General features: G+C 72.4%; 24 protein-coding genes and 3 pseudogenes. 12 read left to right on the plus strand and 15 right to left on the minus strand.

Annotated elements, in window-relative coordinates; translation table 11 throughout:
• Nucleotides 1-94: 94 nt before the first annotated feature.
• The 3 genes from ACWC09_RS00005 to ACWC09_RS00015 all read left to right on the plus strand — a co-directional run bounded on the left by ACWC09_RS00005 (nucleotide 95) and on the right by ACWC09_RS00015 (nucleotide 3,044).
• Nucleotides 95-1,096 carry a PHP domain-containing protein gene (locus ACWC09_RS00005; protein WP_450846860.1) on the plus strand — a complete coding sequence of 334 codons (1,002 nt, stop codon included), beginning with the start codon at nucleotides 95-97 and terminating at the stop codon, nucleotides 1,094-1,096.
• Between the two features lie 37 nt (nucleotides 1,097-1,133).
• Nucleotides 1,134-1,796 (plus strand): HAD family hydrolase, encoded by a 663-nt coding sequence (locus ACWC09_RS00010; RefSeq protein WP_450846861.1) that lies wholly within the window; start codon nucleotides 1,134-1,136, stop codon nucleotides 1,794-1,796.
• Between the two features lie 288 nt (nucleotides 1,797-2,084).
• Nucleotides 2,085-3,044, plus strand: a complete 960-nt coding sequence (locus ACWC09_RS00015) for an SDR family NAD(P)-dependent oxidoreductase (protein WP_450846863.1) — start codon at nucleotides 2,085-2,087, stop codon at nucleotides 3,042-3,044.
• Nucleotides 3,045-3,247: 203 nt separating this feature from the next.
• Here the strand turns inward: ACWC09_RS00015 and ACWC09_RS00020 are convergent.
• The 7 genes and pseudogenes from ACWC09_RS00020 to ACWC09_RS00050 all read right to left on the minus strand — a co-directional run.
• A pseudogene (locus ACWC09_RS00020) lies at nucleotides 3,248-3,355 on the minus strand (NrfD/PsrC family molybdoenzyme membrane anchor subunit); the annotation flags it as partial.
• A 90-nt stretch (nucleotides 3,356-3,445) separates the two neighbouring features.
• Nucleotides 3,446-3,643 (minus strand): annotated as a pseudogene (locus ACWC09_RS00025) (hypothetical protein); the annotation flags it as partial.
• Nucleotides 3,644-3,661: 18 nt separating this feature from the next.
• Nucleotides 3,662-3,883: a hypothetical protein gene (locus ACWC09_RS00030; protein ID WP_450846865.1), complete on the minus strand. Its 222-nt coding sequence runs from the start codon at nucleotides 3,881-3,883 to the stop codon at nucleotides 3,662-3,664.
• A gap of 87 nt (nucleotides 3,884-3,970) precedes the next feature.
• Nucleotides 3,971-5,254: an ROK family transcriptional regulator gene (locus ACWC09_RS00035; RefSeq protein WP_450846867.1), complete on the minus strand. Its 1,284-nt coding sequence runs from the start codon at nucleotides 5,252-5,254 to the stop codon at nucleotides 3,971-3,973.
• 125 nt (nucleotides 5,255-5,379) lie between these two features.
• Nucleotides 5,380-6,354 carry a phosphotransferase family protein gene (locus tag ACWC09_RS00040; RefSeq protein ID WP_450846869.1) on the minus strand — a complete coding sequence of 325 codons (975 nt, stop codon included), beginning with the start codon at nucleotides 6,352-6,354 and terminating at the stop codon, nucleotides 5,380-5,382.
• Nucleotides 6,355-6,378: 24 nt separating this feature from the next.
• A complete protein-coding gene (locus ACWC09_RS00045; RefSeq protein WP_450846870.1) occupies nucleotides 6,379-6,519 on the minus strand; it encodes a hypothetical protein in 141 nt (46 codons plus the stop codon).
• A gap of 271 nt (nucleotides 6,520-6,790) precedes the next feature.
• Nucleotides 6,791-7,834 (minus strand): LacI family DNA-binding transcriptional regulator, encoded by a 1,044-nt coding sequence (locus tag ACWC09_RS00050; RefSeq protein ID WP_450846872.1) that lies wholly within the window; start codon nucleotides 7,832-7,834, stop codon nucleotides 6,791-6,793.
• A 135-nt stretch (nucleotides 7,835-7,969) separates the two neighbouring features.
• Here ACWC09_RS00050 and ACWC09_RS00055 point away from each other — a divergent pair, with 135 nt between their 5' ends.
• Nucleotides 7,970-9,607, plus strand: a complete 1,638-nt coding sequence (locus tag ACWC09_RS00055) for a glycoside hydrolase family 13 protein (RefSeq protein WP_450846874.1) — start codon at nucleotides 7,970-7,972, stop codon at nucleotides 9,605-9,607.
• Nucleotides 9,608-9,742: 135 nt separating this feature from the next.
• A pseudogene (locus ACWC09_RS00060) lies at nucleotides 9,743-10,032 on the plus strand (diguanylate cyclase); the annotation flags it as partial.
• On the opposite strand, the gene ACWC09_RS00065 reads toward ACWC09_RS00060, so the two are convergent.
• Together ACWC09_RS00065 and ACWC09_RS00070 are read right to left on the minus strand one after the other, a co-directional pair.
• Nucleotides 9,990-10,892 (minus strand): DUF3626 domain-containing protein, encoded by a 903-nt coding sequence (locus ACWC09_RS00065; RefSeq protein WP_450846876.1) that lies wholly within the window; start codon nucleotides 10,890-10,892, stop codon nucleotides 9,990-9,992. The pseudogene ACWC09_RS00060 and the gene ACWC09_RS00065 overlap by 43 nt on opposite strands.
• 38 nt (nucleotides 10,893-10,930) lie before the next feature.
• On the minus strand, nucleotides 10,931-11,929 hold the full coding sequence (locus ACWC09_RS00070) for a quinone oxidoreductase family protein (RefSeq protein WP_450846877.1): 999 nt from the start codon (nucleotides 11,927-11,929) through the stop codon (nucleotides 10,931-10,933).
• Nucleotides 11,930-12,068: 139 nt separating this feature from the next.
• On the opposite strand from ACWC09_RS00070, the gene ACWC09_RS00075 reads away from it, so the two are divergent.
• The 4 genes from ACWC09_RS00075 to ACWC09_RS00090 all read left to right on the plus strand — a co-directional run bounded on the left by ACWC09_RS00075 (nucleotide 12,069) and on the right by ACWC09_RS00090 (nucleotide 16,517).
• Complete coding sequence (locus tag ACWC09_RS00075; RefSeq protein WP_450846879.1) at nucleotides 12,069-12,650, plus strand: CGNR zinc finger domain-containing protein; 582 nt, start codon at nucleotides 12,069-12,071, stop codon at nucleotides 12,648-12,650.
• 174 nt (nucleotides 12,651-12,824) lie between these two features.
• Nucleotides 12,825-14,096 carry an FUSC family protein gene (locus tag ACWC09_RS00080; protein ID WP_450846881.1) on the plus strand — a complete coding sequence of 424 codons (1,272 nt, stop codon included), beginning with the start codon at nucleotides 12,825-12,827 and terminating at the stop codon, nucleotides 14,094-14,096.
• A 34-nt stretch (nucleotides 14,097-14,130) separates the two neighbouring features.
• Entirely contained in the window at nucleotides 14,131-15,168 is a 1,038-nt protein-coding gene (locus tag ACWC09_RS00085; RefSeq protein ID WP_450846883.1) for a hypothetical protein, read from the plus strand.
• 113 nt (nucleotides 15,169-15,281) lie between these two features.
• A complete protein-coding gene (locus ACWC09_RS00090) occupies nucleotides 15,282-16,517 on the plus strand; it encodes a lactonase family protein (protein ID WP_450846885.1) in 1,236 nt (411 codons plus the stop codon).
• Here ACWC09_RS00090 and ACWC09_RS00095 read toward each other — a convergent pair.
• Both ACWC09_RS00095 and ACWC09_RS00100 read right to left on the minus strand, forming a co-directional pair.
• On the minus strand, nucleotides 16,485-17,204 hold the full coding sequence (locus ACWC09_RS00095; protein ID WP_450846887.1) for a DUF2470 domain-containing protein: 720 nt from the start codon (nucleotides 17,202-17,204) through the stop codon (nucleotides 16,485-16,487). The two genes, ACWC09_RS00090 and ACWC09_RS00095, sit on opposite strands and share 33 nt — an antisense overlap.
• A 118-nt stretch (nucleotides 17,205-17,322) precedes the next feature.
• A complete protein-coding gene (locus ACWC09_RS00100) occupies nucleotides 17,323-17,931 on the minus strand; it encodes a TetR/AcrR family transcriptional regulator (protein WP_450846888.1) in 609 nt (202 codons plus the stop codon).
• A 107-nt stretch (nucleotides 17,932-18,038) separates the two neighbouring features.
• Between ACWC09_RS00100 and ACWC09_RS00105 the strand changes: the two genes are divergently transcribed.
• On the plus strand, nucleotides 18,039-19,592 hold the full coding sequence (locus tag ACWC09_RS00105; protein WP_450846890.1) for a cytochrome P450: 1,554 nt from the start codon (nucleotides 18,039-18,041) through the stop codon (nucleotides 19,590-19,592).
• Here the strand turns inward: ACWC09_RS00105 and ACWC09_RS00110 are convergent.
• Nucleotides 19,554-20,384, minus strand: coding sequence for a pentapeptide repeat-containing protein (locus ACWC09_RS00110; RefSeq protein ID WP_450846892.1), 831 nt, complete (start codon nucleotides 20,382-20,384; stop codon nucleotides 19,554-19,556). The two genes, ACWC09_RS00105 and ACWC09_RS00110, sit on opposite strands and share 39 nt — an antisense overlap.
• An 82-nt stretch (nucleotides 20,385-20,466) precedes the next feature.
• Between ACWC09_RS00110 and ACWC09_RS00115 the strand changes: the two genes are divergently transcribed.
• Together ACWC09_RS00115 and ACWC09_RS00120 are read left to right on the plus strand one after the other, a co-directional pair.
• A complete protein-coding gene (locus ACWC09_RS00115; protein ID WP_450846894.1) occupies nucleotides 20,467-20,895 on the plus strand; it encodes a pyridoxamine 5'-phosphate oxidase family protein in 429 nt (142 codons plus the stop codon).
• Between the two features lie 255 nt (nucleotides 20,896-21,150).
• On the plus strand, nucleotides 21,151-21,351 hold the full coding sequence (locus tag ACWC09_RS00120; protein WP_450846896.1) for a DUF5999 family protein: 201 nt from the start codon (nucleotides 21,151-21,153) through the stop codon (nucleotides 21,349-21,351).
• Between the two features lie 3 nt (nucleotides 21,352-21,354).
• On the opposite strand, the gene sigJ is transcribed toward ACWC09_RS00120, so the two are convergent.
• From sigJ to ACWC09_RS00135, 3 genes are all read right to left on the minus strand, one after another.
• Nucleotides 21,355-22,245, minus strand: coding sequence for an RNA polymerase sigma factor SigJ (sigJ, locus tag ACWC09_RS00125; protein ID WP_450846898.1), 891 nt, complete (start codon nucleotides 22,243-22,245; stop codon nucleotides 21,355-21,357).
• Nucleotides 22,246-22,359: 114 nt separating this feature from the next.
• Complete coding sequence (locus ACWC09_RS00130; protein WP_450846900.1) at nucleotides 22,360-23,103, minus strand: PIG-L deacetylase family protein; 744 nt, start codon at nucleotides 23,101-23,103, stop codon at nucleotides 22,360-22,362.
• A 28-nt stretch (nucleotides 23,104-23,131) separates the two neighbouring features.
• Nucleotides 23,132-24,433, minus strand: a complete 1,302-nt coding sequence (locus ACWC09_RS00135; RefSeq protein WP_450846902.1) for an alpha/beta fold hydrolase — start codon at nucleotides 24,431-24,433, stop codon at nucleotides 23,132-23,134.
• Nucleotides 24,434-24,451 lie beyond the last annotated feature (18 nt).

Genomic DNA, 24,451 nt, shown 5'->3' on the forward strand with positions numbered 1-24,451 from the left:
GACCCCGTCCCTGAAGCTGAAGCGCAAGGCCATCGAGAACGCCTACGCCAACGAGGTCGAGGCGCTCTACCGGGCCTAGCTGATGGCGATGCGGATGGAGCGGTCCCTCGCGCCGACGTACCGCGTGCGCGCCTTCCGTACGGCGTCCCGGGTGCTGTCCGCCCTGCCCGAGGGCGAGGTGCGCGAGCGGGCGGCCGCCGGGACGCTGGAGTCGCTCAAGGGGGTCGGTCCGAAGACGGCGCAGGTCGTCCTGGAGGCGCTGGCCGGGGAGGTGCCGGGCTATCTGCGCGAGCTGGACGGCGAGGCCGCGGCACCGCACGGCGACCGGGGCGGCGAGGAGCTGCGGGCGCTGCTGCGCGGGGACTGCCATCTGCACTCCGACTGGTCGGACGGCGGCAGCCCGATCGAGGAGATGGGCCGGGCCGCGGTGGCGCTCGGGCACGAGTGGGCGGTGCTGACGGACCACTCGCCGCGGCTCACGGTGGCGCGCGGCCTGTCTCCCGAGCGACTGCGGGAGCAGTTGGACGTGGTGGCCGGGCTGAATCGCACCTGGGCGCCGTTCCGGCTGCTCACCGGCATCGAGTGCGACATCCTCGACGACGGCGCGCTCGACCAGGAGCCGGAGCTGCTGGAACGGCTGGATCTTGTCGTGGTGTCGGTGCACTCCAAGCTGCGCATGGACGCCCGCTCGATGACCCGCCGCATGGTGGCCGCCGTACGGAATCCGCACTCCGACGTACTCGGGCACTGCACCGGGCGGCTGGTGACCGGGCGGGGGCGGCCCGAGTCGGAGTTCGACGCCGACGAGGTGTTCGCCGCGTGCGCCGAGACGGGCACGGCGCTGGAGATCAACAGCCGGCCGGAGCGGCTCGATCCGCCGCGCAGGCTGCTGCGCCGGGCGGTGGAGGCGGGGGTGCTGTTCTCGGTCGACACCGACGCGCATGCGCCTGGTCAGCTGGACTGGCAGATCCTGGGCTGTGCGCGGGCCGAGGAGTGCGGGGTACCCGCCGGGCGCGTGGTGAATTCCTGGCCCCTGGACGAACTGCTGGCCTGGACTCGCCGGCGGCATACTCCGGAAGGAGTGGCGGGCCGCTGACGTGGTACTCGTGCGCCGAGAGAGCAAGGGAGCGCGCATGGAACGGGCGGCCGTGTTCGACGTCGACGGAACCCTCGTCGACACCAACCACCTGCATGTGGCGACCTGGTGGGAGGCGTTCCGGCAGGCCGGCCACCAGGTGCCCATGCACGCCATCCACCGCTCCGTCGGGCTCGGCTCCGAGGACCTGATCGCCCGGCTCCTCGGAGAGCGGCGGGACAAGGACGGGGACGCCGAACTGAGCGCCGCGCACAAGGCGTTGTACGGCCAGTACTTCGACCGGCTGCCCGCGTTGCGCGACACCGGACGGCTGCTGCGACGCCTGGACCAGGACGGCTGGCAGGTGGTGCTGGCCACCTCGGCGAGCGGCCCGGAGCTCTCCGCGCTGCGCCGCGCGATCTCCGCCGACGACGCGATCACCGCCACCGCGAGCGCCGACGACGTCGAGCAGGGCAAACCGGCCCCCGAGCCCGTCGAACACGCCCTGGAACGGGCCGGGGTGCCCGCCGAGCGCGCGGTCTTCGTCGGCGACACCGTGTGGGACATGCGCGCGGGCGCCCGCGCCGGCGTGCGCTGCCTGGGCGTGCTGTGCGGCGGGATTCCGCGCGCGGACCTGGAGGCGGCGGGCGCGGAGGCGGTCTACGACGACCCCGCGCACCTGTTGGCGTCCCTGGCGGACAGCCCCTTCGGCATCGCGTGACGGAGGTCACGGAGCGTGCCGGAACACCGACAAGAGGTTGCCCGTTGAACAACACGTGGGTGCGGATGGGACAGTGTCCCCGGGCCTCACCTTTTGCCCACAGGGACGATCGTTCGGCTGAAGCCCTGTGGAGCCTTTCGCCGAGAGGCGACCGCCATCCGTGCCCACCACTTGGCGGCCCCGACCGAGATTCCCCCGTCCGGTCGGGGCTCTTCCCTGTCCGGCCGGCGCCGACAGGGCCGATTCCCGCTTGACTTGGAGCGCACTCCAATTCGTAGCGTTCCGGGCATGAGCACTGCACAGCACAGGATCGGATCAGGTTTCGGCGCCACCAGCACCGCCGAGGACGTCCTGAAGGGCGTCGATCTCACCGGGAAGCTCGCCATCGTCACGGGCGGCTACTCGGGCATCGGCCTGGAGACCACCCGCGCGCTCACCGAGGCCGGCGCCCATGTCGTCGTCCCGGCCCGCCGCCGTGAGACCGCCGAGGAGGCGCTCTCGGGCCTGGAGGGCACCGAGGTGGACGAGTTGGACCTCGGTGACCTGGAGAGCGTGCGCGGCTTCGCCGGGCGGTTCCTCGCCTCGGGGCGGAACATCGACATCGTGATCGACAGCGCCGGCATCATGGCCTGCCCGGAGACCCGGGTGGGGCCCGGCTGGGAGGCGCAGTTCGCGACCAACCACCTCGGCCACTTCGCCCTGGTCAACCGGTTGTGGCCGGCCATCGCGCCGGGCGGCGCCCGGATCGTCTCCGTCTCCTCGCGCGCCCACCACTTCTCCGGCATGCGCTGGGACGACGTCCAGTGGCAGCGGGGCTACGACAAGTGGCAGGCCTACGGCCAGGCCAAGACCGCGAACGTCCTGTTCGCCGTCCACCTCGACCGACTCGGCCGCGACGCCGGCGTCCGCGCCTTCGCGCTGCACCCCGGCGGCATCCTCACGCCGCTCCAACGGCACATCCCCAGGGAGGAGATGATCGAGCGCGGCTGGATCGACGAGGCCGGCACCATCCTCAACCCGCAGGGCTTCAAGACCCCGCCGCAGGGCGCGGCCACCCAGGTCTGGGCGGCGACCTCAGCGCAGCTGGACGGACTGGGCGGCGTCTACCTGGAGGACTGCGACATCGCCGAGCTCGCCGTGGAGGGCGACCAGACCGCCGGCGTCAAGGAGTGGGCCGTCGACCCCGAACAGGCCGCGCGCCTCTGGGAGTTGTCGGCAGAGCTGACGGGCGTGAACGCGTTCGCCTAGCGGCATCGCGGTTCTCGGCGCGTTACCGTGCGGGGGTCAGCTCGTCGTGAACTCCCGCAGTTCCGGCGGGAGTTGCTCGACGTGGGGGACGAACAGGCCTTGGCTGGCGTTGTCGTAGACCTGCAGCGTGCCCGGCCGAGGACCCGGACGTCGGCTCCGTGCCGGGCCCGGCTCGGCTCGGCTCGGCTCGGCCCGGCGAGGGCCTATCCCGACTCGTCGGGCCGCTCTCGCTGGGGCGCCACGGTGTACTTCGGGTCCTGCGCCGAGGCGATCCCCGCCGCGAACACACCGAAGCGGGTGCAGGCCGAGCCCGGTGACTCCGGCCTCGTGCAGTTGGTCGACGCGCAGGGCGGCCCGCTCGCGCGGTTCGTCCAGCGGGCCGAACTGGATGGACCCTACCCGTCCCGCACACAGACCTGCTGCCCGCAGCCGACCGCACAGTACGGACAGACGGACTGCACGACCCGCTCCGCACTGTCGGTCCGCAGCCACAGCGTCTCGGTGTACGACGATTTCGCCGCGCTCCCCCGTCCCGTCCGGTCGTCGCCACTGAGTTGCCGGTAGACGGGCCAGGAACGGGCCCCGTCCCCGATACCCACGGGGGCTCCTCCCACGGCTCAGGCGGAGGACTCGTCCGGCGCGGGGTGCTCGGGATGCACGGTGGCGGACCGGGGGCCGTCCTGCCGCCCGGTCCCGGCCTCATCGGTGTCGGGAACCTCGGCCTCTTCCCCCTCCGGAAGCGGAATGTCCAGCGGATCCTCACCCTCACGCACCTGCTGATCCGGCAGATCCCGAGGTACGGGTTCACCGTCCTGGCCTGCGTCACGCCGATCGGCCACGGCAAACTCCCTTCGCGTTGTCGGGCGACACGCGAGTACCTCGCCGATCACTGAGCAAACCCGGGTCACGAAGACAGCAAGGGGCACTCAGTGGGCGCGCTCCTCCAACACTGCCCGCCAAGCAGGCACCGGCCCCTCAGGAACCCCCTCCATCCGCCGCCCCCCACGACCGAAGAAGTCGGCAAGCGGCAGAATCGCAGCCCCCACAGTGACCGCATCGGGCCCGAGTCGCCCGAGCTCGATCGAGACCTTCTCCGCCGGATGCCGCAACGCATACGACACCGCGTGCCGCCGCACGGCAGGCAGGAACCGCGCCCCGAGCTGAAGCCCGGCCCAGCCCCCGATGAGGATCCGCTCGGGCTGGAAGAGGTTGATCAAATCGGACAGCCCGGCCCCCAGATACTCGGCGGTCTCCTCCAGCACACCCAGCGCGACCATGTCGGCCTCACCCTCGGAGGGATACGCCGCCCCCAGCATCGCAGCCAGCGCCGTCTCCTCGTCGAGCCCCTCGGCCGGCCGCCCGCCCGCCTCCCGCCACCGCGAGAGCAACGACTCCGCGCCCGCGTACGCCTCCAGACACCCGAGCGCACCGCACCGACACCGCCGCCCCCGGACCCGTACCGTCAGATGCCCCCACTCCACCGCCCGCCCGTGCTCCACCTCGGGCGTCACCAGACACGCCCCGACCCCGGATCCGAACAGCACGACGATCGCGTTGCGAGCACCTCGTCCCGCACCGAACCACATCTCGGCCTGACCCAGGGTCTTGGCCCCGTTGTCGATGAAGTACCGCACCCCGTCCGGAAGTCGGGACGTCGACCGGAGCAGCGCCTCCAGCGGCACCGCGTCCCACCCGATGGTCTGCCCGTGTACGACGGCGCCCCGGTCCGGCGTGTGCTCGACGATGCCGGGGACACCGATCCCGACGCCGAGAAGCCGTTCGGCCTCGATGCCGGCGTCGGCGAGCACTTCGGTGATCCCGTCGCGGATGTGACCGACGATGACCTCGACCTCGTAGCCCTGCTGCGTGAGCGGGCGTTCGGCGCGGGCGAGTTCCGTGAGGGTGAGGTCGAACAGCTCCACACGCACCCGGGTCTCACCGACGTCGACGCCGATCATGTGCCCGGCGCCGGGTGCCACGCGCAGCAGGATGCGGGGGCGGCCGCCGTCGGAGTCGACGCTGCCCGCCTCCTCGACCAGTCCGTCGGTGACGAGGTCCGCGACGACGTTGCTGATCGAGCCGGAGCTCAGCCCGGTCGCCGGGCCAAGCTCGAAGCGGCTGAGGGGTCCGTCGAAGTAGAGCCGCTGCAGCACGGCTGCGCGGTTGGCCCGCCTGAGGTCGCGCACCGTGCGCCCGTTCCGCCCCGCCATATGGCTCCTTCCGAACCCTTCCCGACCTGCAACATACCTCTGCGGGCGGCTCCGGCGCGACATTCCTCCAACCCTTAGTTCACGCTATGAGCTAAGCGAGTGCGGCCCATGGATCGCCCAAGACGCTAGGAGGCCGGCTCCTCGATTTCCTCCAGGGCCGCCACGAGTTCCGGCGCGACGACGTCCTGCCGCCAGCGGCACTCGCCCTCGTCCATCGCTCTCGGGACCGTCTCGGTGAGCATGATCAGGTAGAGGTAGGCGCGGTAGAGGGCCAGCCGCAGCAGCGCCGGGGGGTCGAACTCGGCCCGCCCGCCGGCCTCCCGGTAGCCCGCCAGGAACGCCTCGTCCTTCCTGATGTCCCCGAGCAGCGCCAGCGAGACGAAGTCGGCCAGCGGGTCACCCCAGAACATCCGCTCGCCGTCGATCAGCCCGCCGATCCGGGGCTCCCCCGTCGAGCGGTCGAGCAGGATGTTGCCCCACCACAGGTCGAAGTGGACGAGCGCCGGGGCGGTGACCTCGTCGAGCGCGTCGTACGCGGTGCGGAGGGTGCGGGCCACGTCGTCGGCGGGCCGGGGCAGCGGGGCCTCGTAGTCGCGGGCGTCGTCCAGTACGGCGTCGAGCATGCCGGTGAACGCGGTGCGCCAGTCGGCTGCCGGCGGACCGAGCGCACCGGACGGATAGCCGAACCCCGGCCCGGACACACGGTGCAGCCGGGCCGTCTGTCGGCCCAACTCGGTGCGCAGAACGGCCCGTTCGGCCTCGCCGAGGGGCTCGTCCCAGGGCTCCCCGGGCAGGGCGGTCATCAGCAGATGGCGTACGGCACTGTCGCCGCCCCCGACGGCCACCACACGGGGTGCCGGAACGTCGGCCTCGGCGGCGCCCCGGTAGAACTCGGCCTCGGAGACGAGGAGTCGGCTCTCGTGGCGCAGGCCCTGCGCGTCCGGCGCCACCTTCAGCACATAGCGGCTGCCGTCGGTGAGCCGGAGCTCCTCGACGATGTTGTACGTGCCGCCGGTCAGCGCACGCAGGTCGGCGAGACTCCCGGGAGGGATCCCGGAGCTCTCCAGAATCCGCCGGGCCCGTTCCCAGGAGTCCACCACCGTGCGCCCGCCTCTCCCCTTCGATCAGCCGGCCGCGTACACGTCCTCGACGTAACGCCCGCCCGCGACCAGCCCGTTCAGCCATTCCTCGGCCGCCGCCGTGTCCGCGCCCGGCGTGCGGTCCCGGTACAGCGTACGGAACACGTCCCGCACGCCCGGCGTCATCTTCGAACCCTGGCCGCAGACGTACGCAGGCCCCACGGCACGGCTGGTTCCGGCCGACACCGTGTCGCCAGGCTCGACGACGGTGAGGTGGCCTGAGCCGGTCCCCGGTACACGCCGGTGCCCGAGCGTGCGGGGGCTTCCAATAGGGAGACCATCAGGTCCGCGTGGGTCGGGGACACCGGGGAGGGTGTCCGCGGTGTGTGTGGGGGGACTGCGCGATCATGCAGTCGAGACCTTCCCGAGGGCCTTGCGCGGGGCCTCGCGAAGTCCCTCAGTCGGACTCCTCCGCAGGTCCGGGCGCCAGAGCGGTGGTGCCGCGCGGGATCAGCCGGGTCGGCAGCACGACGTGCCGGTTCTGGTCCGCCTCGGGGTCGTCGAGCAGCCGAAGGACCAGCTCACCGACCACCCGGCCCATGTCGGACGGTGACTGGGCCACCGTGGTCAGGTCGAACAGCTCGGCCACCGGCTGGTCGTCGAAGCCGAGCACGGACATCCGCTCGGGCACCTCGATCCGGGACCTGCGCAGCGTCCAGATCAGTGAGACCGCCAGCTCGTCCTCCTCGGCGAAGACCGCGGTGGGCGGTTCCCGCAGGCCCAGAAGCTGCCCGAGGGCCTCCGCGACGGCACGTTTGTCCGCGGCCGGTGCGGACACCACGAGGGAGTCGTCCGACGGCATCTCCGCCTCGGCGAGCGCCTGCTGGTAGCCGAGCAGCCGCTCGTGCGAACTGAAGGAGAAGCCGGTGGCGCCGGGACTCTGCATGAACGCGATGCGGCGGTGGCCCAGGTTCAGCAGATGCCGGGTGCCGGACCGGGCGGCGGCCACGTCGTCGACGTAGACGCTCGGCCGCTGCTCGGCGTGCTGGCTGACGTAGACGACGGGCATGCCGAGGCCGTCGAGCCGTGCGTTCTCCTCGTCGGTGAGGTCGAAGGAGAAGACCAGCAGTGCGTCGGCGTTGCGGCGGGCCGGCAACTGCTCGAAGAACGCGGCTCGTTCGGCCAGGTCGGGTATCACGTAGACGCTCAACTCCCTGCCCGCCGCGCGCAGCAACGGGCCCAGGCTGGACAGGGCCGAGCCCATGAACCACGAGTCGAGGGTGGGTACCAGCACCGCGACCACCCCGGTCCTGCCGGTCACCAGGCTCGACGCCTGCCGCGAGACGGCGAAGTTCAGCTCGCGGGCGGCCCGTTCGACCCTGGCACGCACCTGAGGCGACACGTTCGCGAGGCCGCGCAGGGTGCGCGAGACGGTGGAGACGGAGACCCCGGCCCGTCCGGCGACGTCGGCCATCGTGGGGTGCCTCTGGGCTGGCGGCATGGGCGGACGCTAGCACGGGTGTGCGCGGATTGGTGACAGCGCTGTCAGGGCATTACTGGCATGTGACGCCGGAAGGGTTCACCCTTGGACCTTCAGGCTTGCAAGCGTTGTCATGACCCAGGAGGACCGCACCGAATGTCCACCAGCACCGCACCTTGGTGGCGCGACGCCGTCATCTACCAGGTCTACATCCGCAGCTTCGCCGACGGGAACGGGGACGGGGTCGGCGACATCGCCGGCATCCGCTCCCGGCTGCCGTATCTCCAGTGGCTCGGCATCGACGCGATCTGGATCAACCCCTGGTACAGGTCGCCGATGGCCGACCACGGTTACGACGTCGCCGACTTCCGGGAGATCGACCCGCTGTTCGGGACGGTCGAGGAGGCCGAGCAGCTCATCGAGGAGGCACACCGACACGGAATCCGGGTGATCCCGGACATCGTGCCGAACCACACCTCCGATCAACACGCCTGGTTCCGGGCCGCGTTGACGGCGGGGCCGGGCAGCCCGGAGCGGGAGCGGTACGTGTTCCGGGCCGGGCGTGGGCCCGAGGGCGCCGAGCCGCCGAACGACTGGGTGTCCTGCTTCGGCGGCCCGGCCTGGACCCGGCTGCCCGACGGCGAGTGGTACCTGCACCTGTTCGCGCCCGAGCAGCCCGACCTCAACTGGCAACACCCGGACGTACGCGCCGAGTTCGAGTCGATCCTGCGCTTCTGGTTCGGCCGGGGCGTGGACGGCTTCCGGATCGATGTCGCGCACGGGCTGATCAAACACCCGGAGCTGTCCGACCTGCCGCCCCGCCCCGAAGCGGAGGGACCCCGGCAGCACGTCGACCACCCGCACTGGGACCGGGACGAGGTGCACGACATCTACCGCGCCTGGCGCCGCGTCGCCGACGAGTTCCCCGGCGACCGGTCCTTCGTCGCCGAGGCCTGGGCGGACACCCCGGAGCGGCTGGCCGCCTACGTCCGCCGGGACGGACTGCACACGGCGTTCAACTTCGACTTCCTGATGTCCAGTTGGGACCCCAAGGACCTGCGGGCGGTCATCGACGACTCGCTCGCGATGCTGGGCGCGGTGGGCGCGCCGGCCACCTGGGTGCTCTCCAACCACGACGTCGTACGCCATCCCAGCCGCTACGGCCGCAAGACCGTCCGGCCCTGGACGGTGAACGAGCCGTACCGCCCCGAGGGTCCCCTCGACCTGGAACTCGGCACGCGCCGGGCCCGCGCCGCCGCCCTGCTGATGCTCGCCCTCCCCGGCGGGGCCTATGTGTACCAGGGCGAGGAGCTCGGGCTGCCGGAGGCCGAGGAGCTGCCCGAGTCGGTCCTCCAGGACCCCGTCTGGGAGCGCTCCGGGCACACCGACCGCGGGCGCGACGGCTGCCGGGTGCCGATCCCGTGGTCCGGGTCGAAGGCGCCGTACGGGTTCAGCCCGGAGGGCGCGACGGCCGAGCCGTGGCTGCCGCAACCGGAGAGCTGGGCCGGCCTGGGCGTGGCCGAACAGACCGGCGACGAGGACTCGATGCTGGAGCTGTACCGCGCCGCACTGCGGCTGCGCCGCGAGCACCCCGCCCTCGGCGACGGCAGCCTGGACTGGCTCGACGCGCCCTCCGGTGTCCTGGCCTTCGCCCGCGCCCCCGGCTTCGTCTGCGTGGTCAACCTCTCGGCCGGGCCGTACCGGCTGCCCGAGCACGCGTCGGTTCTGCTGGCGAGCGGCCCGGTGGAGGGCGGTGTGCTGGCGCCGGACCAGGCTGCCTGGCTGGCCGTGTAACCGTGTGGCGCCCACCCACGTGCGAGTTCACCGTCTGCGTCCCCACATGATTGCAGAGCGCACGTATCTGTGTCGGGTGACAGGAGCCGAGGGTGGGCTTCGGACGTCTCGAAGCCGTGGTGTGGCGCGACCGCTCGCGTCTCGGTGCAGTGGGAGGCGCCGTGCGGGGCCAGGCGGTACGGCGAGCTCACGGCCGACCCGGTCAGCGACACCGTGGACGACACGCCCGCCCTGCTGGTGATGCCGCGGATGCCGGGCGAACGCGTACCGCCCGCGCCGGAGCCGAACCGGGTCCACACCGATCGAGGCCCGCATCCTGGCCCCGCCGGCGGCTGACGGCCCGCCGGCGCGCGGCGAACCGTACCGAGCTGGTCGCCCGTGCCTATGTGCTCGACGTGCTGACTCCAGGGGTGTGGCCACCCGGCGCCCAGGCGGTGCCCGCGCCTTCGGGCGCGCCGAAGCGGGCGAGGGTGTGCCACACCATCTTCAGGTCCTGCAGCTCATGGCGGCCGGTGCGGGCGGCGTCCCCGATGATCCGTGGGTCGACGCGGCCGTCCCGGGCGATCCGGGCGCCCAACTCCGCGTACTCCAGGCCGCGGTAGTCCGCGTGCTCCCGCAGCTCCGCCACGGTGAGCCGGTAGCCGGGGTGCCACTCGACGGGGCACGGCAGTAGGCGGGCCGCCGCCTCGACGGGCGTGCCGCGGTAGCTCGCGTCCAGGACGAGCGCCTCCAGGTGCCGGGTGAGTTGGACGCCGCCGTGGACCTGGGCCTCGATGTAGTCGTTGAGGGCGTCCTGCTCGTCGGCCTCGGCGAGCGCGATGAGCGACATGCCGGCGGCCACCCCGAAGTCGGTCGGCTCGGCCGCGCTGTCGGGGTAGCAGAAGGTGGTGCGAGCGAGGGTGTCGGCGGTGAGACGGAAGTGCGAGGAGCCGAACCGCGGGGCGGCGCCGACCACTTGACGCCGGAAGTCGAGCGCGCCGTACACGGGCCGGTCGTGCGGGTCGGCGTCGTCGTAGGCGCCGCCGAAGATCCGGCTCTCCCAGCGCCGGCGGTCGCCGCCGGGGTGGGCGGTGAGGCCGCCGTTGCTGGTGCCGGTGACGAACTGCGAGTGATAGGCGCCGTCCCGGGCCAGCGCCTGGAGGATGGGGAGCCCGCCGACGAGCCGGTCGGGGTGGAAGTTCAGCGTGATCCGCAGGTCCGGGGCGACGGCCGGACCCGCGGAGCGGGCGGCGACGTGCCTCAGTGCCTGGCGTGCCCGAGGTGTCCCGAGATCGCTGAACTCCACCGGTGTCCCTTCGCCGCGGCCGTTGCCCTGGCCATGGCTCAGAGGTCGGCCACCGCCAGGACGATCTTGCCACGGTTGTCCCGTCGCTCCAGCAACTCATGGGCGGCGCGGGCCTCTTCGAGGGGTACGACGGTCTCCACCGGCACACGGTACGCCCCCGCGGCGACCCGCTCGGCCAGCTCGCGCAGGTCGGGGCGGGGGTCGTAGCCGTGGATCTGCAGGTTGGTGAGCTGGAAGCCGAGGACGGCCGCGTTCTTGGGGTAGAAGTCGCGGGTGTCGATGGTGCTGGGCTCCAGGGCGACGTTGGCGAGCGCGACGACCCGGCCGCCGTGCCCGACCTCGCGCAGGCTCCGCCCGAACGCCCGGCCGCCGACGGTGTCGAGGACGACGTCGGCGCCGCGTCCGTCGGTCAGCCGCAGCACTTCCTCGACCTCGGCCTCGTCGGTGTGGGCGGAGGTGTCGACGATGTCCCGGGCCCCGAACTCCCCTGCCCACGCGGCCTTTTCCGCCGACCCGGCGAGGGCGATGACCCGCGCGCCGGTCTCGGCGGCGATCTGCACGGCCGCGCTGCCGACCCCGCTCGCCGCCGCCTTCACCACCACCGTGTCCTCCTTGGCGACCTTGGCCAGGTGCCGCAGGCAGTACCAGGCGGAGAGCCAGGCGACCGGCAGGGTGGCCGCCTCACCCCAGCCCACCCCTTCCGGCAGGACGGTGACCCTCGAGGCGGGCACGGCCGCCGACTCGGCATAGAAACCAGGGGCGTTCACCCCGTCCAGGGCCATGACCCGCTGTCCGACCTCCAGACCGGTCACCCCCTCCCCGACCGCCGCGACGACACCGGCCGCCTCCACGCCCGGGATCAGCGGCGGACGTCCGGCCCGGTGGTAGACGCCGGCCCGGACGAGCGCGTCGGCGCGGTTCACGCCCGCCGCCGCGATCCGCACCAGCACCTGACCGGGCCCGGCCACCGGCTCGGGCATCTCGACCGGCACCAGCACCTCGGGCCCGCCGAACTCGTCGATCCGCACCGCACGCATACCGCACCTGCTTCCTGTCGCAGCGTCACACCCGGCTGACACCGGTTGAAGTGGTGTCACCTTCCGACACCTCTTCAACCGGTGTCAAGAGGGTTCGACGGACATACGACACCTCATGAACCGGTGTACGCTCCCTCGTATGACCTCAGCCGCCGCCGACCCGGCACTAGCGTTCCCGTTCATCGGCGGCCGCCCCTGTCTCGACTTCGTGGCGACCCTGGGCCGACGGCATGCCACTCCCCTGGAGCGGATCCCGGACCCCGCCGCACTGGCGCGTTGGTTCGCGGAGGCGGAACTGGCCGCGGGCGACGGGCCGATGCGGGTCACCGCGCGGGACGTGGCCGACGCCCGCGTCCTGCGCGAGGCCGTCCACCGTGTCGTACGGGCGGCGATGGCCGGGCAGGCGCCGGCGCCGGCCGATGTGGAGCTGGTCAACGAGACGGCCGCCCGCCCGGACCTCGCTCCCCAGCTGGGCCCGGCCCGCTGGACGGCACGACAGCCCGCCCGGGCGGCGCTGGCGACGGTGGCCAGGGACGCCGTACTCCTGGTGGGCAGCCCGCTCCTGGAGCGGGTGAAAAGTTGCGAGAACCCGGACTGTTCGCTGCTGTTCCTGGACGACTCCCAGGCCCGGCGCCGCCGTTGGTGCTCGATGGAGCGGTGCGGGAACCTGGCGAAGGTCGCCGGCTACCGCTCACGCGGTCGGGCCGCCGGCACCCGGTGACGGTGGAAAGGTCCTCAGGGCCGTGAGAACCTCGAAGTCCGGGTGTGCGCCGTCACCGTTCCCCCCTCTTGCCGTCCGTCGGCCGTTGCCAACAATCTAGGTGTCGTCGCGGACGGTTACAGTCCGCAACGAACGTCGTTCGTGTCTGTGGAAACGGAAAGGGAACAGCCCGCAGTGCCAGATGTGCGTGAGTGGAGGGCGTCCCTCGTCCGGTTCGTGAAGCGCCGCCGCGACCCCGTGGTCGTCCAGACGCTCCGGTCGGCCGTCGCGGCGACGGTGGCGTACGTCATCGCCCTGCGCCTGAGCCCGGAGGCGGCCCCGCTGACCGCACCGCTCACCGCGCTGCTGGTCGTCCAGGTCACCCTGTACGCCACGCTCACCAACGGCATCCGACGGGTCAACTCGGTGGTGACCGGTGTGCTGGTCGCCATCGCGTTCAGCCTGCTGGTGGGTCTGACCTGGTGGAGTCTGGCGCTGCTGATCGTCGCCTCGCTGGCCGTCGGGCGGCTGGTGCGGGTCGAGGAGTACGTACCGGAGGTCGCGATCAGCGCGATGCTGGTGCTCGGGGTGACGACCGTCGGGGACACCGCCTGGGCACGGGTGGTGGAGACGTTGATCGGCGCGGTCGTCGGGATGGGCTGCAATCTGCTGCTCGCGCCGCCCGTGTGGGTGGACGAGGCGGGCGAGTCGATCGAGGGGCTGGCCCGGCGGGTACGGCAGTTGATGCTGCGCATGGGCGAGGAGGCCGCGGGACGCACCCCGGTCGACCACGCGACGGAGCGGCTGCACGAGGCACGTCGGCTCGACCACGACATCGTCGAGGTGGACGCGGCCCTGCGGCAGGCGGAGGACAGTCTGCGGCTCAATCCCCGCGTGCGTGAGGGCCTGCTGCACCGGGTGGTACTGCGGACGGGCCTGGACACCCTGGAGATCTGCACGGTTGTGCTGCGGGTGCTGGCGCGCACCTTCACCGACCTCGCCAAGGAACGCGATCCGGAGTGGCTGTTCGCGCCGGAGACGGGGGCCGCGGTGGAGCGGCTGCTGTCGGAGATCGCCGACGCGGTGGTCAGTTTCGCGGTCCTGGTCACCACCAGTGTGAGTGTGAGTGCCGAGTCGGCCGAGGCGCGGCTCGCCGCCGAGCTGCGCCAGGCCGCCACGACCCGGGACAAGCTGGCCCAGCTGCTCCTGGAGGAGGTCCAGCGCGACGCCCGCACCTGGCAGCTGTACGGGGCGGTACTGACCGAGGTCAACCGCATCCTGGACGAGATGGACACCGAGCACCGCTCGCGCCGGCTGCTGGAGGAGCTGGACCGCACCTCCGGCGAGCAGCGGGCACGCATGCCGCGGCTGACCAGACTGCGGGAGGGCCTGCGGGACTCCGAGCGGCTGCGGGTACCTGAGGTGCTGCGCAGGAACCATGCCGACGCCTGGCGTCGTTCCAGGTGACGTAGTCACCGGAAGCGAGCGAGGGGGCGGGCGGATGACCGGGGTCCTGATCGACGGGAACACACTGAGGCTGCCGGGCGGGGTGGCGGTGCGGTTCGTGCGTACGCTGCGGCTGCCGGAGACGGGCACACATCCGCTGCCGCCGGGCCTGGGCGAGTTCCCGGTCCGACGGGTTCGCGACCACCCGGACACCGTGCCCGAGCAGTGGCGTGCGCGGGGCGGTGTGATGCTGCCGGTGTACCTGCGCGAGGCGATGTGGCTGAGCTTCGGCGGGACCGCGGAACCGGCCGCCCTGCAGGTCGGGGTGGGCAAGGTGTGCGCGGTCTCGGGCAGGCCGTGGAGCGACCGGCTGTCCCGGAAGCCGCAGAACTACGTCGTGCTGCCCCGCCAGCCCTGGCTGGACGGCATCAACTCGGGCCGGGGCACGGTCCGCCAGTTCGTGGCGGTGCCGCTGGGCCTGGGAGCGACCGTCGAGGGCCAGGTCACCGGCGAGGAGGTCTGGGGCGGCGTCCAGCTGCAGTCCTTTCCACTGAACGAGCGCAGGCTCGCGGAGTGGCGGAAGGCGGAACAGGCGCGGGAGCGGGCGCGCCCGTCCGGCGGTGGCTACGGCATGACCGCCATGTCCATGGCGGCGCCGTCGGCCCCGGGCTCGGCCCCGATGCCGGTCGCGGCAAGGGCTCCGCGGGCTCCCGCCGCCATGGGCCTCGGCGTCGGCGGCTCGATGCGCCAGGAGGTCTACGAGGACGACCGGCCGCTCGCCGACTGGGCCACGGAGCCCGCCGGACGGGTCTTCGTGCACCTGGTGACGCCTCCGGAGTGGCGCCGCATCACCGGCGAGGCTCCTCCGCCGTCGCCGGTGGACCGCGCGGCGTACACGCGGGCGGGGCTGCCCTGGTACGACTACTACGACCAGGACGCGGAGGACCTCGCTCCCACGGACACGCTGGAGGCCGTGAAGCCGGTCGGCGACTGGCTCGGCGACGACCACGAGCCCTGGCAGGCCCCCTCGCCGGACCAGGTGAAACCGCTCAAGGACGCGGCGGGCGAGCCGGTGGAGGACGGCGACTGGTAGAGCGCCCCGGCATTGCACCCCGCGCAACGCCCGGTGCCGTTCTTGCATGACCGGGCGGTCCGCGTCATGGTGGTTTGTCACGGCAGAGACGGGCGATCATCCGAGGTGCGGGCATGGGCAGTGGGGCAGGAGCGGCGGACGGCGGCTGGAGCAGGCGTCGCTTCGTCGGCGCGCTCGCCGGAGTCGGCGTGGTCGCGGCCCTTCCGGCTCCCGCGCCACCCCAGGACTCCCCGGCGATGCAGGACACGGGCTCGGTCACCCCGGAGCGGCAGCCGAGCGCACAGCCCTCCACCGCGCACCCCGCACCGAAGTCCTCCGGCCCCCGCCCCCTCTACCTCGGCACCTACACCACCGTCGAGGGCGGCGGCACGGGCGTCGGTCTCGCCACCTACGATCCGTCGACCGGCCGTATCACCGGCACCGGAGCCCTCACCGGGATCGTCAACCCGTCCTACCTGGCCCTGCACCCGGACGCCCGCACGCTCTACACGGTCGACGAACACGACGACGGAGCCGTGACCGCCGTACGCCTGGCCGACCGCAGGATCCTGGGCGCCCGGAGCACCGGCGGGGCGGGCCCCTGCCATCTCTCCGTGCATCCGAGCGGCCGCTGGCTGCTGAGCGCCAACTACACCTCGGGCAGTGTGGCCGTGCACCCCATCGCCGGCTCGGGCGCGCTGGGCGAGCGCACCGACCTGGTCACGCACTCCAGCCCGGCGCCCGGCCCCGGCCAGGACGGGCCGCACGCCCACCAGTTCATCACCAGCCCCGACGGCGGCCATGTGCTCGCCGTCGACCTGGGCACGGACACGGTGTACAGCTACCGTCTCGACGAGCGCACCGGAACGCTCACCGAGGTGGCACAGGCCCGGACCCGAGCGGGCGCCGGTCCCCGCCACCTCACGTTCCATCCGGGCGGACGCCACGCCTATCTCGCCAACGAGGTCGACGACACGGTGGCGGTGTGCGGCTACGACCCGTCCACCGGCCACCTCACGATCGGCGACCCGCAGTCCACGGGCAGCAGCGGATCGGGCACCAACTACCCGGCACAGTTCCTGGTGACGGCGAACGGCTCGTACGCCTATCTCGCCAACCGCGGCGACAACACCCTTGCCCGGTACGCGATCGAGGCCGACGGCGCGCGGCTCCGGCTGCTCGGCACGGTGCCGGTGTCCGGTGACTTCCCGCGGCAGATCGCGTTCTCGCCGGACGGCACACTGCTGTTCGCGGCGAACCAGAAGTCGAGCACGGTCAGTGTCTTCCACGTGGCCGACGAGACCGGCGAACTGCGGCTCGCGGGCGACCCGTTCGCCTCACCCGTCGCGGTCTGTGCGCTGCCGCTGTAGGGCGCGGGGACAGGCGGCGGCAGTGGCCTGTGTGAGCAGGGCGTGCATGCGCTCCGTGAGCTGACCGATGTCGTCGGCGGGCGTGTGGAACGGCAGGCGTACGTCGCCGTGGGCGCGGGAGCGCTCGATGCGCAGCGTCAGTCCGTGCCGGTCGACGGCGAGGGGCTGGACACGGACCGCGCCGTGCAGGCTGGTGTGGTCGACGAGACGGGTGAGCCGTTCGACCGCGTCGCCGTGGCAGTCGGCGAGGTGGGTCAGCAGATGGGCCTCGGCGAGGGCCAGGGGGTCGGGCGCGGCGCCGGCGAACTCGTCGAGGTCGACGACCACCGCGCCGGACGCCTGCCGCAGTACGATCCGCGTCGGCCGGAACGCCAGGTGACCGTCCTCCGGGACGAAGTACCCCGCCATCCACAGCCGGGCCCGGATACGGTGCCGTACCGGGACGGGCGCCACGTCGGCGAACTCCAGCACCGCGGACGGCTCTCCGCGCGGCGCGCAGATCGCGGCCGTGAGCAGGGCGCTGTCCTCGGGCACGTGCACCAGCACCCTGCCGTCCTCGGCCACGGTGTGCGCGCCGACGAACTCCTCGCGGCCGCCCTCCGCGGTGGCCGCGCAGGACCATGCGGTCGCGAGCACCGAGCGGGCTCGTTCCGCCGCGGCAGGCGCGGCCGTCCAGCTGTCACCCATCCCAGAACCTCCTTAGGCAAGCCTTGCCTAACTTAGCGAAGATCCAGGTGTACGCCAACCGTCTCCGGGTGGATCGAGGTGTACGCCACCCGCGTGCGGGTGGGGGATACGGCACCGCTCAGGGTGCGAGAGCTCCCAACAGCGCCCGGGCGCACAGGTCGCGGACCTGCTCCCGGGTCAGGTCCGAGCCGCGCAGCCACTCCAGGCAGACGGCCGTGACGAACGCCAGCCAGCCGCGCACGGCGAGCTTCAGGTCGGGTCGCCCCTGTGCCATCGGCCCGAGTTCGGGGTCCTGGGCGATCGCCGCAAGGATCTGCCGCTCCTGTGCGCCGAGGGCCCGCTGGTAGACGCGGCGCACGGCCTGGTCCCCCGCCGCGTCCGCGCGATGGAAGGCGCGGAAGCCGTGCGCGTGGGTGTGCACGTACTCCAGGAAGACGTCCAGGCCGGAGGCGAGTTGCTCGCGCGCCGGCACTCCCGGGACGGCCGCCGTCATCTGCAGCATCCGCCCGCTCTCCCGCTCGACGACCGCCAGGAAGAAGTCCCGCTTGGTCGGGAAGTAGTGGTAGAGCAGCCCGCGCGATACGCCGGCGATCTCGGCGACCCGCTCGATCCAGACGTCGTCGTACGCGCTCTCCGAGAACAGCCGCGCCCCCACCGACAGCAGCTGCTCCCGGCGCTCCTCGGTGCTCAGTCGACGGCGTGTGCGCGCGCCCGGGTTCGCGGCCATGTCCGCACTTTACTTGACGTCGGTTCAACAGGGGCACGAGACTGGGCGCGTTATTGAACCCACGTACAACAGGCTCAATCTGCCGCTGGTTCGAGGGAGATCGCGTCATGGCGGAGACGACGACACAGGCCACGTTGCCGAAGGGCTTCCGCGGGGCCGAGCAGGGCTGGCCCGAGCTGCACCGCATCCCGCATCCGCCGCGCCGCGTGCCCCTGCTCGGCGATGTGCTCGGCGCCGACCGACGCGCACCCGTCCAGGACTCCATGCGGTACGGCCGGCAGCTGGGGCCGATCTTCCGGCGCAAGGCCTTCGGCAAGGAGTTCGTGTTCGTGTGGGGCGCGCGGCTCGCGGCCGACATGGCGGACGAGTCGCGTTTCGCCAAGCACGTCGGCCTGGGGGTCGCCAATCTCCGTCCGGTCGCCGGGGACGGGCTGTTCACGGCGTACAACCACGAGCCCAACTGGCAGCTGGCGCACGACGTGCTGGCCCCCGGCTTCAGCCGCGAGGCCATGGAGGCCTACCACCCCATGATGCTGGCGGTGGCCGGACGCCTCACCGACCACTGGGACCGCGAACTGACGGCGGGCCGGGCGGTCGACGTCCCCGGGGACATGACCAAGCTGACGCTGGAGACGATCGCGCGCACCGGGTTCGGGCACGACTTCGGGTCCTTCGAGCGCGACCGGCTGCACCCCTTCGTGACCGCCATGGTCGGCACACTGTCGTACGCCCAGCGGCTGAACACCGTCCCGTCACCGCTTGCTCCGCTCCTGCTGCGCGACGCGTCCCGGCGCAACGAGGCCGACATCACCCATCTGAACCGCACGGTCGACGACCTGGTCCGCACCCGCCGCACGGCGAACGGCGACGGCGACCTGCTGGACCGGATGCTGGAGACGGCCCACCCGGAGACCGGGGAACGGCTCTCCGCGGAGAACGTCCGGCGACAGGTCATCACCTTCCTGGTGGCCGGCCACGAGACGACCTCGGGCGCGCTCTCCTTCGCCCTGCACTACCTCTCCCGGCACCCCGAGATCGCCGCACGCGCGCGTGCGGAGGTGGACGCCGTCTGGGGCGACGCGGAGGTGCCGGGCTACGACCAGGTGGCCAAGCTGCGGTACGTGCGCCGGGTGCTGGACGAGGCGCTGCGACTGTGGCCGACGGCGCCGGCCTTCGCGCGGGAGGCCCGCGAGGACACGGTGCTGGCGGACGACCATCCGATCCTGCGGGGCGGCTGGGCTCTGGTGCTGACCGCGCTGCTGCACCGTGATCCGGAGGTGTGGGGCAGCGACGCGGAACGGTTCGATCCGGACCGCTTCGACCCGAAGTCCGTACGGTCCCGGGCCCCGCACACCTTCAAGCCGTTCGGGACGGGGGCGCGGGCGTGCATCGGCCGGCAGTTCGCGCTGCACGAGGCGACCCTGGTGCTGGGCCTGCTGCTGCGCCGCTACGAACTGCGGGCCGACCCGGACTACCGACTGCGGGTGACGGAGCGGCTGACGCTGATGCCGGAGGGGTTGCGGCTGCACCTGGAGCGGCGCAGGCCCGCGCCGGGCGCGCCGGCCATCTCGGACGCCGCGGTCGCCCCGAGTGCCCCGGGGGCCGCCGAGGAGGCCGCCCCCTCAGAGCTGCGCTGCCCAGTGCACCGGACGGGTGAGTGACTCGGGGAGCAGGGTGCCCGTGCCGCCCCGGGCGGCGTTGAGCTGGGGCTGGGTGAGGAAGAAGGCGCCGGTCAGGTCGGCGTCGGTGAGGTCGGTGTCGCGCAGGTCGGCACCGATCAGGTCCGCGCACCGGAGGTCGGCGCCCGTCAGGTCGGCGGCTATGAGGTAGGCACCGCGGAGGTTCGCGCCGCGCAGGTCGGCTCCCTTGAGGCGGGCGCCGATCAGGTCGGCACCGCGCCGGTCCTTCTTGCGGCCGCGGATTCCGGCCCGCACCAGCTCGCTGGTCCTGAGCAGGAGGACGTTGACCTGCTGCCGATGTGCGGCGACGTCCAACTCGGCCAGCTCGTCCGGCGTTCGGCGGGTGAGCGCCTCGGTCTGTGTCAGGAGCTGTCGCAGGTCGGTGTGGACAGGTCGGGCGGCGGGCAGGGCGAGTGCCTCGGTGAGGTACCAGAGCAGTTCGTGCAGCTGCCGGACGACCGGGAACACGTCGAACATGCGCCGGGCGTCTTCCCGCGAACCGGTGCGCCAGTCCTGTCCGCCGAAGGTGACCTGCGAGACCCGCTGGCCGGCGCCGAAGCAGTCGTAGACCGTGCAGCCGGTGAAGCCCTGTTGCCGGAGCCGTGCGTGGATTCCGCACCGGTGATCGCCCTGGAGGTTCGGGCAGGGGGTGCCGGCCTGCTTGTCGAGGGCGAAGTCGGCGGAGGCGGCGAAGGGCAGCGCGACACAGCACAGGCCAAAGCAGTTGGCGCAGTCCCCGCGCAGGTCGGACCGGCCGACCGTCTGATCTCGCATATCGCACAGTTTATCGAGCGTGCCGGTTCGGTCGGGGTGCGTGCCCGGGGGCGTTGTCAGTGGGCGGTCCTACAGTCGGCGTATGGCACTCTCACGCGAAGAACGAGAAGGGTTTCTGGCCGAGCCGCGTGTGGCCGCGCTGGGCGTGGACGCCGGTGACGGCCGCGGCCCGCTGGTGGTTCCGATCTGGTACGCCTACGAGCCCGGCGGCCTGCCGTGGCTGCTCACCGGCGCGGACTCCCGGAAGATGAGGCTGATCAGGGCGGCGGGCCGGTTCAGTCTGATGGTCGAGCGCACCGAGCCGACGACCCGCTACGTCTCGGTCGAGGGGCCGGTCGCCGAGATATCCGAAGGATCGGGCGCACTCCATCGTGAGATGGCCGGACGCTATCTCTCGGGTGAGGCGCTCGACGGGTTCGTGGCGTTCGCCGAGGCGGAACTCGCCGATCACGTCGTGGTCCGGATGCGACCGGAGCACTGGCTCGGCTCCGATCTGGGCTCGGCCGCATAGCGAGCCGCTGATGTCCGGGCAGCCCGGAGGGCGGCGGCCAACCGGAGAGCAGGGCTCGCTCCCCCTACTCATCGCGCTCCTCGATGTACTCGGCGTCCCCGCCCGACAGGGCCTGCCGCACCCGAACCTCACCGATGAGTTTTCGGGGTTGTGGGGGTCTCCTCATCCAACAGAAAACATTCTCGGCTACTACAGATACGAGCACCGATACGAGCCCATTCCCCACGGGAGCCAGACGGGTCGAGGAGAGAGAACATGTGCAGTCACCGGCCACCGTGTCCCTCCGCGGACAGCCCTGACCACCACGGCGCCGCGATCGTGTCGGCCCACCCCGAACAGGGCTGGAGCCTGCTGTGCAACGGCACCATAGTCTTCGACGACACCGGCGAACTGCTGCCCGACGGCCGGGTCGTGGACCCGCACCGCACGCTCGGTCCGCTCGCCGTGGCCGCCTGACGTTCAGTCAAGGGCGCTGAGGTCGAGGCGGGCGAGCCGGTCGGGGTCGGCCAGGATCTGCAGGGCGACGATCCTGCCGTCGGCGACGGTGACCCCCATGACGGACAGGGCCTGCCCCTCGGGGGCGTTGATGACCCCCACTTCGCCGTTGACCAGCACGACCCGCGCGAAGTGGGCGAACTGCCGGAACAGCATGGCCTGTTCGGCGACGCCCTTCGCGCCGCGCACCGTCTTGGAGGCGGCGGCACCCCCGACCAGGGCCCCGGAGTCGGCCCGCAGCACGACGTCGGGGTGCAGCACCGCGACCAGCGCCTCGAAGTCCCCGGCACGGGCCGCCGCCATGAAGGCCTCGACGACGTGCCGCTGCCGGCCCCGGTCGGGCTCAGCGGACGGCGTGGCACCCCGCACCCGGCGCCGGGCCCGGCTGGCCAGTTGCCGGGTCGCCGCCGAGCTGCGCTCCACGATCGGCGCGATGTCGTCGAAGGGCACCGCGAACATGTCGTGCAGCACGAACGCCAGCCGCTCGGCCGGCTCCAGTGTCTCCAGCACCACGAGCAGTGCCAGCCCCACCGAGTCGGCCTGGAGCACCTCCAGCTCGGGGTCGGTCTGCGCCAGGGGCCGGACGACCGGATCGGGCACGAACGTCTCGTCGATCGGCTCCTCACGGCGCAGGGCCCGGGAGCGCAGCATGTCGAGGCAGACCCGTCCGACGACGGTGGTGAGCCATCCGCCGAGGTTGCGGATCTCGTCCGTGTCGGTGCGGCTCAGCTTCACCCAGGTGTCCTGCACGGCGTCCTCCGCCTCGGCGAGCGAGCCGAGCATGCGGTAGGCGACCGCCTTGAGATGTCCTCGGTGTTCCTCGAAACGGTCGGCCGGCAGGCCCGTCTCCGTCATCCCGCTCCCCCGGTCCGGTCCTGATGCCGTGCGACGACCGAACGATCACATCACAGTGCCGCCCGCCTCGCGACGCCGTTTCCCGCGTCTGCGGCGTGGCAGCCGTCCTCGGCACTATCGGGCGAACACCTCGAAGGCCACGGCCGGCCGGCCCCCGAACTGCTCCGCCATCCGCTCGGCGTTGGCGGTGAGGAAGGTGCGGGCGTATGTCTCCGGGTCCTCGTCGGTCAACGCCTCGATGTAGGTGCGGTGTTCGAGCAGTGAGCGGACCGCCCGATCCAGTCCCGCCGAGGCGTCCGCCGCGTGTGTGGGCTGAGCGGAACCGGCGATGGCGACCCAGCGGACGCCGTTCCACGGCTCCAGCCCCTGTTCGACGAGCTCGGGGAAGATCCACCGGTTGCCGGCGTCCGCCGCCGCGTCCAGGGTGGCCCGGCCGACGGCCACATGGTCCGGGGTGTTCCAGGCGACGCCGCCCCAGGTGTCCCGGTGGTTGAGGGTGATCACCAGCTCGGGCCGGTGCCGGCGGATCGCGGCGGCGATCTCATGGCGCAGCCCGATGCCGTACTCGATCACCCCGTCCCGGTGGTCGAGGAACTCCACCTCCGACACCCCCACCACGGCCGCGCTCGCCCGCTGCTCCCGCTCCCGCAGCGGCGCGCACGTCTCGGGCTCCAGCGTGTCGATGCCCGCCTCGCCCCGGCTGGCCAGGACATAGACGACCTCGCGCCCCCCGTCCGTCCAGGCGGCGACGGCCGCCGAGCACCCGTACTCGAGATCGTCCGGATGGGCCACGACGGCGAGGGCACGCCGCCAGTCGGTGGGCATGGGCTCGAGCTGGGTGGTCTGCGGCTCTGTCATGACCGCAGACTAACCAGGAAGAGCCGCGTCACGCCTCGTCGCGCGTCAACGCCAACAGCCGGTCCAGTACGCGCGGTCCGCCGGCCCGTACCCCGTCGTGTTCGAACTCGTCCGTGACCCAGGTCCTCAGGCCGCGGATGGCGCGAGCCGTCTCCAGGGAGTGGGCCGTGTCGACGTACATGTCGTCGTGGTAGACGGCCGCCGCGACCGGGACCTCGTTGGCGGCGAGGCGGGCGGGGTCGTAGAGGGGTCGCCAGTCGGTGCGCGCGGCGAGGAGTTCGGCGGTTTCGCGCAGCGGGCGCAGGGCCGGGTCGGCGTCGAACATCCAGGGGTGGATGGACTCGCCGGTGAACAGGAGCGGGCCGTCACCGGCGAGCGCCTTGGCAGCGTCGAACTGCGGGAACTCGCCGCGGACGCGCTCGGCCGACCAGGCGGTGGGGCGCTGGTCCTGGCCGTAGATCGCCTCGTGGACCAGGGCGTAGAGGGGGTGGCTCGCGTACGAGAGGTGTCCCTGTACGTCCTCCAGGAAGGCATCGGAGAGGACCGTGCCCTGCGGGGTGTGGACGAAGGCGTGTTCCAGGAGGTGGTGCAGGCGGTGGCTGCCCTCGCCGCCGCCGAGGACGATGCCGAGGGACTGGAAGGCCTCGGCGGTGAGGCGATAACCGTTCGGGAGGGTCACCTCATGGGTGAGGAGGTGGTCGGCGATACGGCGGGCGCGCTCGATGTCCTGTGGGTAGCGGGCGTAGTGCGCGGCGACCTTGCGTTCGATGCGCGGGTAGGCGGCGCGGTAGACCTCGTCGGCGTGGGCGTGCAGGGAGGGCAGACCGCCGGTGACCACGGCCGAGGCCAGGCCCTCGGGGGCGTACGACAGATAGCTGACCGTGCAGAAGCCGCCGAAGCTCTGGCCGAGCACGGTCCAGGGAGCGCCGCCGGTGACGGTCGGCCGGATGGCCTCGCAGTCCCGGACGATCGAGTCGGCGCGGAAGTGGGTGAGGTAGTCGGCCTGTTCGGCGGCGCCGCCGCGCAGCGGGAGGGTCTGGCGGTTGGCGGGCGTGGAGTGGCCGGTGCCGCGCTGGTCGAGGAGCAGGACGCGGTACTCCTTGAGGGCCCGCCCGAGCCAGGCCGGCTGCCCGACGAAACGGTTCGCCCCGAAGCCCGGGCCGCCCTGGAGGTAGACCAGCCACGGCAGGATCCGGTCCGCCTTGTCACTCGCGACGACCTCACGCGCGTAGAGCTCGATCGTCTCCCCGGCCGGGTCGTCGTGGTCGAGGGGCACGGTGAAGTGGCGGTCGGTGAGGACGACGCCGGGCTGGCGGTACGTGGCGGTCAACAGGTCTCCCGGGACGGA

It is taken from the genome of Streptomyces sp. NPDC001617 (assembly GCF_053596855.1).